Raw genomic sequence first — 15,140 nt, 5'->3', positions numbered from 1 at the left:
CCTCACAGGGTTCTGTAATCAATATGTCCGTTTGTCTTCATGAATTATGACAGAAAGACAACCCCCTGTCAACACCTCACCATCGCAGGTGAAAACCCTCTGCTACGTTCTTCTTAGAATCAGCAGTTAGGCTGAAAAACATCCATGCACAATACATCTCATTGGTTATTCATAATTATACAACATTTCTGCATATTTATCCATAGGCAAATGAGAAATTTGATATAACCAAAATAAACCTCTGACTATACTTAAGTAGAGACAAAACACTTCTTTTGAGAACAAACGGTGAGTTTCGTTTTACGCAATATATGAAGGCTCTGAATTAGTACCAAGTGAAATGGGTACAGTTTATAAACATGAACCCATTCATAGATGCTGCAATAATGCCGATATACATAAGATTCACAAATATGCGACATAGAAATAAGATACGCCCTACATTTATGTACATTTAGGAGGAAGTCATGCGTCACATTTGGCACGTTTACAAAACAGACTGGTTACATATTCTGAAGGTTCCCACAGGTATATTTCTAATTGTGGCTATTATTCTACTTCCCGGGGTGTATGACTGGGTCAACGTGAAGTCCGTATGGGACCCGTACAGTAATACCCAGGGGATCAAAATTGCAGTGACAAGCGAGGACGCGGGTGCGACTGTTGAAGGAACCAATATTAATATCGGAGACGAACTGGTATCCAGCCTCAAAAACAACGAAAAGCTGGGCTGGACTTTTGTAGATCGAGCTGAGGCTAGTCGGGGGGTACAAACAGGAGAATATTATGCCAGCCTGCTCATTCCCGGAGACTTTTCGTCCAAAATTACAGGTATCGTTGACGGAAAGCTGGAACGCCCAGAGGTAATCTATACCGTTAATGAAAAGGTGAATGCCATTGCTCCTAAAATCACAGGCTCTGGTGTATCTGCCATAACAACACAAATCAATGAAAATTTCACTGAAGCCGTCAGTGAGGCAGTTCTAACCAAGTTGAATGAAGCCGGGGTTGAGATTAATTCCCAGCTTCCAACATTACGCAAAATGGAGAATGGCATTTTTACATTGGAGAAAAATCTTCCGGCTATTCAAGCCGCAGGTCAAAAGGTTCTGGAAGTAGAAAAAGCCATGCCCGAGATTGTAAAAGATGCTCAAAAGATCGTTGAAATCGAGAAAAAACTGCCTGAAATCAATGAAGCAGCACAGTATGTGCTCAAGGTGCAGGAGTATTGGCCACAAATTAATGATGCGGCTTCCGAGGTGCTGGATATTCAAGGGCGGATACCGGATTTACAAAAAGCGGTAGAACGCATTCGAGAAGTGGATGAAAACTTTGGTCAGGTATCAGATGTCATCCAAACGGCGCTGGATAAAACCAACAAAGCTCTGTCTATCGTAACGGCCGCAGAACAAGATCTGGACAAAGTATCACAAATCGCTGGCAACGGGATTGAGCTTGCAGAGGGATTAGATCAGTTCGTGGATTCCAGTGAAGAAGCGTTCCAGACAATTAGCCCGGCGATCCACCAAAATCTGCTGCTGGTGCAGCAGATTACTAACGCTGCAGGAGACGTATTTGCACAATTGCAAAATTCGGATCTTAATAACCTTCCTACAGTAGAAGATCTCGACCGGATTGCTTCACGTTTAGGGATTGCGGTAAAACTCGTCGACAGCATGGCAGAACTACTGGGCAAAATAGACAACTTGCTTCCAAGCCATCCACTTGCCGATAAAATTACACAACTGAACTCCCTTTCAGATAAACTTCAGTTGCAAATCCGCTTGGCTGGCATCATGAGTGATGCCATGCGTCGTAATACAACTCCACCGACAGAAGTCATCGCTCAGTTAAATGCTCTCTCGAAGGACATTAGCAGCGGGATTGGCAATATCTTAAACACCTATGAAAGTGAAATATCGCCTGCACTTGCAGCTGGTGCGGATAAACTCAGGTCTATCCTCTCCACTTCATCAGAAACTCTACAAGGAGCAAAGGATCGTATTCCGGATATTGCTGACATTCTGGCATCAGCCAAAGAAGGGATTATGTTCGGGCAGACCGAGTTGACAAAAATCCAGAGCGAACTGCCTCAAGTACAATCTAAGATCCATGAGGTATCAGAGACACTCGCGAACAAAAGTGAAGGTTTTATCCAAGCTTTGAACACCGTGTCTTCATTAATTCGAAACGATCTGCCCAAGCTGGGAAACAAACTGAACGAAGCCGCTAATTTTGTTCGTAATGATCTGCCTAATGCCGAGAAACAGATAGGCAAGGCATCCGATTTTGTCCAGAACCAGCTTCCGGAGGTCGAAAAAGGAGTACATCGTGTTGCCACGCTGGTACGTGATGATCTGCCAGCATTAGAAAGTGCCATCAGCAAGGCTGCGGACAAGCTCAGGGAAGTCGAAGGTAATAACCAATTTGCCGAACTTGCCAAACTTTTGCGTGGCGATATCGAAGAAGAAAGTGCTTTCCTTGCAAGTCCGGTGCAAATTAAGGAACAACAGCTTTACCCAATTCCGAATTATGGATCGGCTATGTCACCATTTTATGGCGTGCTGTCCTTGTGGGTTGGCTCAACACTGCTGATCTCCCTGCTTCGTGCTGAAGCCGAAAATCCGGATGGCAAGTTCCGGGGATATGAGTTGTATCTTGGACGTCTTGCTACTTTTCTAACCATTGGATTGCTCCAAGCGGTATGCGTCACCTTGGGAAATATATTAATCCTGGGTGCTTATGTCGCAGATAAACTGTGGTTTGTCCTGTTTGCCATGCTGGTGAGTGCCGTATTTGTCACCATCACGTACACCCTGCTGTCCGTTTTTGGAAATATCGGAAAAGGGATCGCCATTATCTTCATGGTGTTCCAGTTCTCCAGCTCCGGCGGTACGTTCCCAATCAGCATGACATCACCCTTTTTCCAGGCATTAAATCCGTTCATGCCCTTCACGTATGCGATCAGTCTGCTACGTGAGTCGGTCGGCGGCATATTGTGGTCTACTGCCATCAAGGATATTCTGTGGTTGTGCATGTTCATCGCACTGAGTCTCATTGTTGCTCTCGCTTTGAAACGCCCACTCAGCAATCTCACCAAACGTTCAGCCGAGAATGCCAAGAAGACCAAAATTATTGCTTAACTCATTAGCTGGATACTAAATAAGATAAGGCCATTGGACTTTCCATCCAATGGCCTTATCTTATTTCCTTATATGAATCGATACATTTTGATTAATTCACTGAGCGTTCCTGTTCCAACTGATTATAGGATTGTTTGATTGTTGTTAATGTTTCTACATGGCGATAGATGTTGTTACTTGCCGTAACGATAACACATAACATGATCAAGCCTATAACCACTTTTTTCCCCAATCCCGGACGAAGGCTGATGACAAAACCTCCACCCAACAGGAAGAACGCAAACAGATAATGCCCCGCATACAGGTACATATCATATTGAAATACAGCCAGACCAAAGCCCACGACTACATGAAGCAAAAAGGCAAACAGAATATATGGCACAAGGGTCCACACTTCTCGTTCACGAATTCCTTTAATGAAGCCCATGAATGCCAGTAGTAAAATAAAGATACCTGTCATCTGCACATAGATTGGATTGTAACGGGATAGATCCGTAACAAAGGCTGCCATGCCCGGGTCCAGTAAATGCATCTTCGGTGTCAGCATCGGATTAATGGTTAGCATGTTCAATGCTCTCCAATGAACAGCGAACTGGAATGGCGTTGCATAGCTGGTTCCACCATTTTGAATGCCCAACAGCCAGTTACTAACCCAGCTGCGGCCTCCAAAGGCAACATACTGAATACCAGTTAATACGACGATGATCAGAACCGCCAGTGCCATGATGCCGATGTATTTTTTCAGATTCGCCTTATTGCGCCATACGTTCATATTGAAGAATGTGGCCGCAGCAAATGGTACGATATTAGTCGAGGTTAGTCCAAAGTTAATCGACGCAAGCAATGCATTGGGTACATAACGTACGTCCTGACGCTCACGAGTATACTGCATGTAAACTACAGAGAGAAGGATAACGAACTGTACATACGGATACGAGTCCGGAATCAACGCAGTATACATCAGGTAGGAACTGAAACCAAACAGTAAGGCCAACAGCAACGGTACGATGGTCTGTTTATCTTCTTTTTGACTCAGGAACAGATAGGCCAGCACCACCGAACCGGCATTTATCATCGATTGCAAGATTAGAAAGAACCAGTTACCTCCCAGCAGTTTCGCTACAGCCGCAAGGGTGACTGCCAGAAAGGAAATCAGCGGATGGATCACGGAAGAACTGTTGTCCCCATAATACATTGAAGGATCAAAGTTGAATAAATTGATTGGAAACAGCGTTGTATTAAATGGGGTATACTTCCCAAGCAGTTCTGCATTATTTTCAATGTACAGAACATACGAGCCGTTCATTAAACCATAGAACAGAGCAAATCCTGCAAACAGGTAAAAGGCTGTCCAGTTGGCTCTGCGATTATAAAATAAGTAATCTAAAAAGTTCATGCTTTCATTTCACATCCTGATTAATTAAGTTCTAGAACACCAATAAACATAGCCCGCCCATAATACATGCCACACCTATCCAGTGTAAAGGGCCCACTGTCTCTTTAAATACCAACATCGCAATGATGATAGTCCACACATATGTTAATGCGTTCGCAGGCAACACTACGGTTAATGGAAGAAACTTCAGCAATACAATATTCAGCAACGCACCCGTTCCGTAGAATCCAAGTCCCATGAGTACATGCAGACGATTGCGACTGGATGCATAAGCTTTCAGTCCGGCCCCGCCCAGTGCACCACACAACGTCATGACAATTAATACGGCAACCATCCAGCTATCGATCAACACTGGTTAATGTCACCCCGATTCCAAGCAACACAACTGCTGCCAGCTTCTGCACCGTAATTTCTTCCCCAAGCAAAAAATATCCATAGATTAAGGCAAATACGTAGCTGGCACACATCAGAGGATAAGCAACAGAGAGTTTTTCCAGAGCAAAAGCTTTAATCATCAAAATCGCTCCAAGTCCATAACAAAGAAAACCAACACCCAGGTAGATCCACTCGGTTAGTCCCCATTTCCAGAACAATTGACCCGTTGCTGTCAGAAATGCGGAGACGAGCATCAACCATTTACCGGTATGACGCGATTTTATTTCCCCCACGTTAATGCCTCCATGTCCGGAACACGCTTGTTAATAAAGTATCGTTGACTCACTAGCTGCATGACTGGAAGGTCGGATAAGGAGTCCGAGTAGGAACATGACTGGTCATAATCAATTACCATATTTTTCTCACTCAGATAAGCCTGAATTCGGCGTACCTTCTCTTCCCCTTTGCAATTGCTGCCATCAATTCTGCATGTGTAACCATTCTCATGTCGGACAAGTTCAGTTCCAATGACATGATCCACCCAAGGAAAGTTTTTAAAGTATTTCATATAGGCATGCGGAGATGCGGTTACCAGCAAGACATGATAGCCTGCTTCTTTACGATGTTGCATCTCTACACTGGCCTCGGCAAAAATGGATGTACGCAAGTGGGTATCAAAGAAATGTTCGAGATCTTTTTCAGACATACGCTCAATTTCTTGAAAGTAGGATCGTTTGACTTGTTCAACCGTCATGAAGCCTGCCTTGAATAACACGGTATGTAATGCAATGACAGGTAATCTCCATACCTGCCACGGGTAACGGCGAACACCGTAATGCACAAATTGAAACATGGAATCACTGCGTATGATCGTTTTATCAATATCAAAAATTGCGACTTTCGTGCTTTTCACCCTGATCCCCCTCAGCCTTTATTCAAAGATTGCAAAGATTGTAACAACACTTATCACATACAACATAACCGTAATTAATATGGGCTTGTCCTCAAACAGCACACGATCGGGCGAACCTCCCTGGTTCTTCATGTGGATCAGATACAGGTAACGGAACATGCCGTAAATGACTAATGGAATCGTCCACATGAGATGAATGGTTCGATCTGAAGTGAATGTGAACAGGGAATAACTGATAATCGTAGCTGTCGTCACAATCGTATTGAATTGATCCAGTAACGTAATGGAGTAGTTATCCAAAACCTTACGATGTGATCCCGTATTCCCCTCAAGCAACGTAAGTTCATTTCTGCGTTTGCCAATGGCCAGAAATAACGACAACAGCATTGTACAGATCAAAAACCACGGTGTGAACGGCACATGGATCAACACACCACCTGCAATGGCACGAAGTACAAACCCGGCTGCAATGGTCATCATATCCAGAATAACGAGATGTTTCAGCACAAATGAATACGATACATTCAACAGGAAATAGACGATACATAACACCCCGAATATAGGGTTCATCATGAAGGCCGTTCCTACGGAAAGGATTAATAGAATAATGCCAAACAACAAAGCATGACTCGGATTCACCTGCCCAGAAGCCATAGGACGATACTTTTTCACCGGATGCTGTCGATCCCTGTCCTGGTCTACAAAGTCATTTAAAATATACACACAGCCTGCAACAAGGCTAAATAGAATAAAACCGAGCAACGTCGCAAGAATGGTTTCAGCCCGTATCTCCTCAAAAGAGAATAGTAACGCAGCAAATAACAGCAGATTTTTAGTCCACTGTTTGGGTCTTAACAATCTGAATAATCCTGACACTGTACTGCCTGTTCCTGTAGCCGGTGAAGACACCGTACTTGTTCGTGATGATAACAATTATAATAACTCCCTTCAAAAACAACTTCTGTATATAACAAATAACGTAAAGATCTAATCATATGTTGCTTGTATAATTTTGTAAAGGGAGTAAATGAAAAAAATCTAATATGGGCATAAAAAAGAGACCGTTTCCGGTCTCTTCGTTAGTACGTGATTTAATTATTGGGTAATACGATTAAAATTCGAATTGTACGTCGCTCAGACGACGTTTGATCTCAGCAATAACACGTTTCTCTTCCTCTTCACCCTTCGCCTCAAAGGTTACGGAGAAACGAACAAAGTTACCAGCATCATCCCAAGGTACGGATGAGATCAGTTTCTCACGGATCAGGAATTGGGAGAAATCTTCGCCGGATTCGAAGCGACGTCCGCCAACCACACCTTTTGGTGCTTCAACATACAGGAAGAATGAACCTTTAGGTTTTTCAGCCTGGAAGCCCAGTTCATTCAATGCGGCAACGAGCATGTCGTGACGACGGGAATATTTCTCTGCAATTTTTTCCGTAATTTCAGGGTGATTCAATCCATAAGCAGCAGCCTTTTGAATCGCGATGAACTGACCGGAGTCATTGTTGTCCTTCACGTCGCTGAATGCTTTGACTACAAGTGGGTTACCCGCTACAAATCCGATCCTCCAACCCGTCATGTTGTAGGACTTGGATAAAGAGTGCAGCTCTACGCCGACATCCTTCGCTCCAGGTACCGACAGGAAGCTGAACGGTTTTTTGCCATCATACGTCAATGCTGCATATGGAGCATCATGTACAACCACAACATTGTATTTCTTAGCCCATTCAACGACTTCAGTGAAGAACTCCACCGTCGCGCTTGCGCCTGTTGGGTTGTTCGGATAGTTCAGGTAGAGCAACTTGGCACGTTTTGCGATGTCTTCCGGAATCGCCGTCAGATCAGGCAGGAAGTTGTTCTCTTTCGTCAATTGGATATTGAACACTTCTCCACCCAGATACTTCGTATGTGTACCCATAACCGGGTAACCTGGAACGGTCATGATGGTCACATCACCCGGATTGATGAAGCATGAAGGCATCATCGCTAAAGCCGGTTTGGAACCAATGGAGTGTACGATTTCAGTATCTGCATCGATACCTTCTACGTTGAATACGTTTTTCAGGTAAGAAGCAGCAGCAGCTTTGAATTCAGGAATACCATTGTCGGCATAACCACGGTTCTCAGGTCTGGAAGCTTCTTCTGCAAGTGCAGCTACAATGCCTGCATCAGCCATTTCGTCCGGTTCACCTACACCAAGGTCAATCAGTTCCACATCGGGAAAATCTTTTTTGGCCGAAGCTTTGGCACGTTTGATTTTCTCGAATTTATAAATGTTCGTGTCTTTACCATAGTTGGAGCCACCGATACGGTCGGCAAAATTAGTCTGAATGTAAGTTTCTTGATATTTATCGATACTCATAACGTTGTTCATCTCCTCATTTGACGCAAATTTCTACACTTTAATATGAAGCATTTGCGTGATCAAAGCCATGGACAAAGTATCCGAACATTTGTACTTTCTTGGAGCTGTTAACGACTGCGTAGCGAGGCAAGCACGTCTTCCATATCTTGCGGAATCGGAGCTGAAAATTCAAGGTATTCTCCCGTTGTTGGATGCACAAATCCAAGAATAGCCGCATGAAGAGCCTGTCCTTGCATTTTGATGCCTTTATTCCGTCCATAAGTTGGATCTCCTACAAGCGGATGACCAATAAATTTCATGTGAACCCGAATCTGGTGAGTACGTCCTGTCTCCAGTTTCAATTCCAACAAGGTGTAATCATTAATCCGCTCTCTAACGGTAAAATGCGTAACGGCATGTTTACTGTTACGTTCTGTGACCGTATACATTTTGCGGTCATTGGTATCTCGTCCAATCGGTGCATCAATAGTCCCTTGATCATGGTTAAGATGACCATGAACGAGCGCAATATACCGTCTATTCACCGTATGGTCCTTCAACTGAGCAGCCAGTGATGCATGAGCACGATCGTTTTTGGCAGCCATGATCAGGCCGGATGTATCCTTATCGATACGATGCACAATACCCGGGCGCAACTCTCCATTAATACCCGAGAGGTCTTTGCAGTGATGCATAAGTGAATTAACGAGGGTACCAGACGTATGTCCTGGTGCCGGATGCACCACAAGACCACGCTGTTTGTTAATCACGATCAGGTCGCTGTCTTCATATACCACTTCCAGCGGGATATCTTCGGCAACGATCTCAACGGCAGCCGGTTCAGGAATCTGTAGTTCAATCAGATCACCTTCGGATAACTTGGCATTGGCTTTGACTACAGCACCATTTACCGTAACCATTCCGTCTCCGATCCACAATTGAACTTGGGAGCGAGATACGTTATCCACGGCTTCCGTAATATATTTGTCAATTCGTTCTTTTTTATGTTCAGCGGCAACGGTCCATTCCATACGTTCATTGCCATTCATTAGTTCTTCGTCGTTAATCTGTTCCTTATTCGGATTACTCATGATGTTCATTCCCTTCAATCTTCGCGGCTGCTTTTTCGCGCCGTCCTTCAAGCAATGTCTCCACTATGATCAACGCTACACCGATGCAGATTGCCGAATCGGCGATGTTAAAAATGGGAAACGTATAACTTCCAAAATTAAGTTGTACAAAATCTACAACTTCTCCGGTCAATGCCCGGTCAAGGAAGTTGCCAATTGCTCCACCAAGCACCAAACTAAGCGCCACAGGCAGCAATTTGTGCGGGGTATCTTTTACCTTTTGCAAATACCAAATCAAGGCAACAACCACAATCAACGTAACCACGATAAAGAACCAACGCTGGTCTTGCAGAATGCCAAAAGCTGCTCCTGAGTTACGATGTGATGTGATGACAAAGAAATTGCCGATGACCGGAATTTCTTCTCTGAGTTCCATCCGGGTTGCAATCAGATACTTGGTTCCCTGATCCAATAAAAATACGATAAAAGCGAGGATATAATACACCACGTTTGTTTGTCACTCCGTTCTTGTCTTTTCCAAACGATACCAGGCTTACGCCAGACTTGTTTATTGTAGCACAGCTGTTTGGAAATCGTCCACGACGCGCTATATCAGCAATGCTTATGGCAAAAACGATAACATTTCCCTTCTGTAATCTTGCCCATAATGGCACATCCTACAATAGAGTCAAAATCCGGATTCCAGCATGAAAGCAGAAAGGGGAAAATCATGTCACATTTTACTAACGAACAACTGCAATTTTTACGTTCCCAACTGATGTCCGATAAGCGCGATATTGAACATAGACTTTCGGAAAACGAGCATTATGGCCTTGGAGATTCCCTTAAACTACAGACAGGTGAATTATCACCAATTGACAACCATCCTGGAGACATAGCCACGGAAGTGTATGAACGTGAGAAAGATATTTCCCTGCTGGAACATGATGAATTCCAATTGGAACGAATCGATTCTGCACTGCACTCCATCGAAGAAGGGCATTACGGTACATGTGCGGTCTGCCAGCAACCCATCCCTTATGAACGCATGGAAGCTGTTCCCTACACCAAATACTGCAAAAAACATCAACCGGAAACCGTTGTCTCCGAAAACCGTCCTGTAGAGGAAGAATTCCTTGCCCCGGCATTTGGTCGAACCAGTCTGGACGAGCGTGATGATCAAAATGGCTTCGATGGTGAAGACACGTGGCAGATTGTTGAAAGCTGGGGCACATCGAACTCTCCAGCCATGGCTGAAGGACGCGATATCGACAGCTATGATGTTATGGCGATTGAAGCAACCGATGAAGTGGAAGGCTGCGTTGAAGCGTACGAAAGCTTTGTTGCCACGGACATCTATGGTCATGACGTCTCCATCGTGCGCAATCGGCAATATCGCCAGTACCTGGAGAACCGTGAGGGCGAGGGTCTGTTAGAACCGGACATGGAGACGGATGACATTTACTAAATGCACTTTGATATCCTTCACCTTTGATCGCTTAGTAGGTGTTCATATCAAGCTGACGCTGGACAATGCGCACAATATCAGCGATGTAGTCTCCAACAATGGGAAGATTGAGCGCCCCAAGTAGCTGCAAAACGTAAATAATCGTTGCTGCAAAAAAGGTAAATCCAATCGCAATCCCCACACCTCGTGCGGCTCCAGACAACAGGTTAAGTCCGATCAATTTCCATGGTCTGTTCAGCAATTCTGTGTATTGCGCTATTCGTGAACGTTCCAGTTCATTCGCCAGACGGTTCGTCAGGGTATGTAACTCTTCAATTTTGTCATGGGAACTCGGATTATCTGATGTTGATTGTTGTGAAGTGGATACGGTTTGCTTATCATGTTCGCTCATGTTTTGGTCAGTTCCTTTGATCAATATAGATTGGCTGCACTATAGAATCATTGCCTTTTTGCTTAAAAAACAAACGAGCCCAGATACAGGGAATATGTCCCTGCCTCTGCGGCTCGTTGGTTTATACTCTATATTCTGTCCTAATTGAATGGGACATGCTTCGAATTACGCTTCGATGTAAATACCGATCGATTTGCCTCCAGCTTCAACGCGTTCCATAGACTCATTCGAACCAAATGTCACTTCGGTTACGAGAACATTTTCACGCAATACATCATCAAACGCCTGAATAGCTTCCTGAAGGGATGCATCCACATCCAGTGTCAAACGTACTCTTTTCTCAATCGGCAAGTCCAGTCGTTTCCGGGTATCCTGCACAGCACGAACCACTTCACGGACCCAGCCTTCCTGTTCCAATGCTGGCGTGATTTCGGTATTGAGTGCAACCGTCAGACCGTAACCTGATGCTGAAGCAAAACCTGATTTGGCCTGTTTATCAACCAATAATTCTTCGCTCGTCACTTGCAGCTCTTCGCCTTCCGGTGAAACGATGTTCAGCACACCCTCCGAAACCACTTTACGCGTCTCATCGGCCGACATTCCCTTGAAGAAGTTTTGCAAGAATCCTACGTTTTTACCGTATTTCTTACCTGCAACTTTCAGGTTCAGCTTCAATGTAAAGTCAACGAATTCCGCATCATTATGCTCCGTACGAATTCCTTTTACATTGATCTCTTCCTTGATGATCTCTTCATAACTTGCCAGGTCAAACCCTTTATCGAGAGAAACGATCAATTCGGACAGTGGCTGACGTGTCTTGATGCCTGTTTCGTTACGAACGTTACGGGCAAGTTCAACCACGCGGCGAGCCGTCTCCATATCCTGTTCCAGTCCTGCATCAATTAGCGCTTCATTAGCTACCGGATAGTCTTCCATGTGCACACTCTCACCTGTTGCAAGGTTCAGATAGATGTCTTCTGCCAGCATCGGTGTGAACGGAGCAACCAACTTCGCAGTAGTCACCAGTACTTCAGTCAATGTACGGTAAGCGTCCAGTTTATCGTCTGTCAGGCCACTTCCCCAGAAACGGTCACGGGAACGACGGATATACCAGTTACTCAACTCATCAACAAATGCTTCAATCGCTTTGGAAGAGTTCAGATAGTCGTTAACCAGCAACGCTTTTTCTACAACCAGGATCAGGCTGTTCAGTCTCGACAGAATCCAGCGATCCAGCTTGTGTGCGGACAGTTGGAACGGGTGCTCCTGTGGATCAAATCCATCAATGGTAGCATAAAGCGTCAGGAATGCATGGGTGTTAACCAGCGTATCCACCATTTTGGATTTTGCTTCGCCTACGATACCTTTGGAGAAACGTTTGCTGTTCCACGGTGCACTGTCAGACAACAAAGCCCAGCGGAATGCATCTGTACCGTATTCTTCAATCACTTCCCAAGGATCAATAACGTTACCTTTGGATTTGGACATCTTCTGTCCGTTCTCGTCAAGAACGTGTCCTGTAGCCATAACCGCTTTGTAAGGCGCTTTGCCTGTCAAAAGGGTAGAAACCGCCAGCAAGCTGTAGAACCAGCCACGTGTCTGGTCAATCCCTTCACAGATCATATCTGCAGGATACTGTTGTTCGAATATTTCTTTATTTTCAAATGGATAATGTTGCTGGGCAAACGGCATGGAGCCGCTGTCGAACCAGACATCGATCACTTCCGGTGTACGTTTCATTTCATATTTGCCACAAGAGCTCATGACTTTAACGTCATCCACATACGGTTTATGCAATTCAAGATTCTCAGGCACATCACCTACCGCACGGGCACGCAATTCTGCAATGCTGTGTGGAGCAAATTGTTCGCCAGTCTCCTCGCACACCCAGATGTTCAGCGGAGTTCCCCAATAGCGATCACGGCTGATATTCCAATCCACCAGATCCTCAAGGAATTTCCCGAAGCGACCTTCACGAACGTGACCTGGGTACCAATCCACTTCACTGTTGTTGGCAATCACTTGGTCCTTGATGGCTGTTGTTTGGATAAACCAACTGTCCATTGCATAGTACAGAAGCGGTGTATCACAACGCCAGCAGAATGGATAGCTGTGCTCATATTTTTCTTTGCTGAACAAACGTCCATTTTCAGACAGATATCGCACGATATCAATATCACAATCCTTCACGAAACGTCCGGCAAAGTCAGTAACCTCAGCAACAAATTTACCTTCCAAGTCCACCATGTTCACAAAGCTGATTCCATTCTCACGGCATACACGGTAGTCATCTTCACCATGGGCAGGAGCCATGTGTACGATTCCCGTACCACTTGCATCCGTTACAAAGCCTGCACCCAGAATGATGTTGGCTTTCTCAGCCTGTACGTAGTTGAACGGAGGATCATACGTTTTGCCAACCAGATCGGCACCTTTCAGTGCACCGATGATCTCATACTCACCCTTGGTATCTTTCATCACTTTCTCAACCAGATTGGTTGCCATGATGTACACTTCATCACCTTGACGAACACGGGAGTAGTCCATATCCGGATTCACGGCAAGTGCAACATGTGAAGGCAGCGTCCAAGGTGTTGTTGTCCAAGCCAGTACAAATTCTCCGCTGTCATTCAGTTTGAATTTCGCTGTAGCGCTCAGGTCTTTGACGTCTTTGTACCCTTGTGCAACTTCATGGGAACTCAGTGTTGTCTGGCAAGATGGGCAATACGGACTCACACGGTGACCACGATACAACAGGCCTTTCTCATGGATCGTCGCCAGGATATTCCATACACTCTCGATGTAGTTGTTATCAAGGGTAATATACGGGTTATCCATATCCGTCCAATATCCGATACCTTCTGTCAGATCACGCCATTGTTGCTCGTACTCGAATACGCTCGCTTTACATTCGTTAATGAATTTCTCCACGCCGTAATCTTCGATTTCCCACTTGTGGGAGATACCAAGCTTCTTCTGTACACCCAGTTCTACAGGCAGACCATGTGTATCCCAGCCTGCTTTACGCACAACACGGTAACCCTTCATCGTGTTATAACGACCAACAAAGTCCTTGATTACACGTCCAAGCACGTGACCGATATGCGGTTTTCCGTTCGCTGTAGGTGGCCCTTCATAGAATACGAAGTTTGGCTTGCCCTCCCGGTTTTCGATGGATCTTTTGAATGTATTCTCCGTTTTCCATTTATCCAACACGCGTAATTCTCTGGCACGTGCCTTCTCTTTGACGTCAACTCGTTGCATGATGATTATCTTCCCTTTCTTTGGTTGGATTGTGGACCGTCCACAAAAAGCGTTTCAATCCCCCTAAATCCCCCTTGCCAAGGGGGACCCCATAGGCGCTCCGCCCTCTGGACACCCGGAATGGGTTGTCGTTGGGAATCCCGTGGCGTGCTTATGGGCGAGGGTTTATGTGCGTGGTGGCGGCCATTTTGCGGCTGTTCCCTGCGTGAACGCCGCATGGCCTTACCGCGAAACCCGTGTGCCGGGTGCTTCGCTCTCCCGGCAGGCGGCTCTCTCCCTGAGGTCCCTGCGGGCCTCATGAACGTTCGCCTTGGCGAAACCCGTGTGCCGGGTGCTTCGCTTTCCCGGCGGTTGGCTCTCTCCTTGAGGCACCTTTGGGCCTCATGGACGTTCGCCTTAGCGAACCCGTGTGCCGGGCGCTTCGCTCCCCCGGCAGGCGGCTCTCTCCTTGAGGTCCCTGCGGGCCTCAAGGAGAGAGCCTTTTTTGGACACAAAAAAGCCCCGTCCCTGGAAAGGGACGAGGCTATACTCGCGTTACCACCCTAATTCTGTTCATCACAAACCACATCCAGACAAGCCTGGGTATGCTCTGTCATCAACAGCGCTTATGCCCCGCTATACTACTGCAGGGTGCCGTTATAACGTACGGCTTACGGTTCGGCTTACCCACGGCAATCAAGATCACCGCTTCAGCGTCACTTCTCCGGGGAGATATTCGGCTATAACTCATCCATTGGTTTGCACCAACCACCAACTCTCTGAGGGATGAGATC

Annotated in this window: 12 protein-coding genes and 1 other annotated feature (1 of these 13 only partly in view); of the genes, 2 read left to right on the top strand and 10 right to left on the bottom strand. The window is 45.6% G+C overall.

Annotation, left to right across the window (positions count from 1 at the left end; translation table 11 throughout):
* Positions 1 to 467 precede the first annotated feature (467 nt).
* Positions 468 to 3,143: a YhgE/Pip domain-containing protein gene (locus QF049_RS01550; RefSeq protein ID WP_307534341.1), complete on the top strand. Its 2,676-nt coding sequence runs from the start codon at positions 468 to 470 to the stop codon at positions 3,141 to 3,143.
* 91 nt (positions 3,144 to 3,234) lie between these two features.
* Here the strand turns inward: QF049_RS01550 and QF049_RS01545 are convergent, their stop codons facing one another.
* The 8 genes from QF049_RS01545 to lspA form a co-directional block, all read right to left on the bottom strand.
* A complete protein-coding gene (locus QF049_RS01545; RefSeq protein WP_307534339.1) occupies positions 3,235 to 4,539 on the bottom strand; it encodes a DUF6080 domain-containing protein in 1,305 nt (434 codons plus the stop codon).
* Positions 4,540 to 4,570: 31 nt separating this feature from the next.
* Complete coding sequence (locus tag QF049_RS01540; protein WP_307534337.1) at positions 4,571 to 4,873, bottom strand: EamA family transporter; 303 nt, start codon at positions 4,871 to 4,873, stop codon at positions 4,571 to 4,573.
* Between the two features lie 4 nt (positions 4,874 to 4,877).
* Positions 4,878 to 5,168, bottom strand: a complete 291-nt coding sequence (locus QF049_RS01535; protein ID WP_197997836.1) for an EamA family transporter — start codon at positions 5,166 to 5,168, stop codon at positions 4,878 to 4,880.
* 26 nt (positions 5,169 to 5,194) lie between these two features.
* Positions 5,195 to 5,827, bottom strand: coding sequence for an HAD family hydrolase (locus QF049_RS01530; protein WP_307534334.1), 633 nt, complete (start codon positions 5,825 to 5,827; stop codon positions 5,195 to 5,197).
* A gap of 18 nt (positions 5,828 to 5,845) precedes the next feature.
* Positions 5,846 to 6,736 carry a decaprenyl-phosphate phosphoribosyltransferase gene (locus QF049_RS01525; protein ID WP_307543063.1) on the bottom strand — a complete coding sequence of 297 codons (891 nt, stop codon included), beginning with the start codon at positions 6,734 to 6,736 and terminating at the stop codon, positions 5,846 to 5,848.
* Positions 6,737 to 6,938: 202 nt separating this feature from the next.
* Positions 6,939 to 8,192 (bottom strand): LL-diaminopimelate aminotransferase, encoded by a 1,254-nt coding sequence (locus tag QF049_RS01520; RefSeq protein WP_036674844.1) that lies wholly within the window; start codon positions 8,190 to 8,192, stop codon positions 6,939 to 6,941.
* A gap of 110 nt (positions 8,193 to 8,302) precedes the next feature.
* Positions 8,303 to 9,265 carry an RluA family pseudouridine synthase gene (locus tag QF049_RS01515; RefSeq protein ID WP_373428194.1) on the bottom strand — a complete coding sequence of 321 codons (963 nt, stop codon included), beginning with the start codon at positions 9,263 to 9,265 and terminating at the stop codon, positions 8,303 to 8,305.
* Positions 9,258 to 9,752, bottom strand: coding sequence for a signal peptidase II (gene lspA / locus QF049_RS01510; protein WP_091028497.1), 495 nt, complete (start codon positions 9,750 to 9,752; stop codon positions 9,258 to 9,260). The genes QF049_RS01515 and lspA overlap by 8 nt, the downstream gene beginning before the upstream one ends.
* Positions 9,753 to 9,974: 222 nt before the next feature.
* On the opposite strand from lspA, the gene QF049_RS01505 reads away from it, so the two are divergent.
* Entirely contained in the window at positions 9,975 to 10,712 is a 738-nt protein-coding gene (locus QF049_RS01505; RefSeq protein WP_036614837.1) for a TraR/DksA C4-type zinc finger protein, read from the top strand.
* Positions 10,713 to 10,743: 31 nt separating this feature from the next.
* Here the strand turns inward: QF049_RS01505 and QF049_RS01500 are convergent, their stop codons facing one another.
* Positions 10,744 to 11,103, bottom strand: coding sequence for a DUF5665 domain-containing protein (locus QF049_RS01500; RefSeq protein ID WP_192134166.1), 360 nt, complete (start codon positions 11,101 to 11,103; stop codon positions 10,744 to 10,746).
* Positions 11,104 to 11,268: 165 nt separating this feature from the next.
* Complete coding sequence (gene ileS, locus QF049_RS01495; RefSeq protein ID WP_307534327.1) at positions 11,269 to 14,367, bottom strand: isoleucine--tRNA ligase; 3,099 nt, start codon at positions 14,365 to 14,367, stop codon at positions 11,269 to 11,271.
* 510 nt (positions 14,368 to 14,877) lie between these two features.
* Positions 14,878 to 15,140, bottom strand: a binding site (T-box leader) (it continues 30 nt past the right edge of the window).

The sequence above is a fragment of the Paenibacillus sp. W4I10 genome, from assembly GCF_030816325.1.
Lineage (GTDB): Bacteria > Bacillota > Bacilli > Paenibacillales > Paenibacillaceae > Paenibacillus > Paenibacillus amylolyticus_B.
This window is presented reverse-complemented; position numbering and strand designations above follow the sequence as displayed.

Coding starts and splice junctions, on each gene's coding strand:
- QF049_RS01500 (WP_192134166.1), bottom strand. CDS start 11,103: ATGAGCGAACATGATAAGCAAACCGTATCCACTTCACAACAATCAACA.
- QF049_RS01520 (WP_036674844.1), bottom strand. CDS start 8,192: ATGAGTATCGATAAATATCAAGAAACTTACATTCAGACTAATTTTGCC.
- QF049_RS01540 (WP_307534337.1), bottom strand. CDS start 4,873: ATGGTTGCCGTATTAATTGTCATGACGTTGTGTGGTGCACTGGGCGGG.
- QF049_RS01545 (WP_307534339.1), bottom strand. CDS start 4,539: ATGAACTTTTTAGATTACTTATTTTATAATCGCAGAGCCAACTGGACA.
- QF049_RS01515 (WP_373428194.1), bottom strand. CDS start 9,265: ATGAGTAATCCGAATAAGGAACAGATTAACGACGAAGAACTAATGAAT.
- ileS (WP_307534327.1), bottom strand. CDS start 14,367: ATGCAACGAGTTGACGTCAAAGAGAAGGCACGTGCCAGAGAATTACGC.
- QF049_RS01505 (WP_036614837.1), top strand. CDS start 9,975: ATGTCACATTTTACTAACGAACAACTGCAATTTTTACGTTCCCAACTG.
- QF049_RS01535 (WP_197997836.1), bottom strand. CDS start 5,168: ATGCTCGTCTCCGCATTTCTGACAGCAACGGGTCAATTGTTCTGGAAA.
- QF049_RS01550 (WP_307534341.1), top strand. CDS start 468: ATGCGTCACATTTGGCACGTTTACAAAACAGACTGGTTACATATTCTG.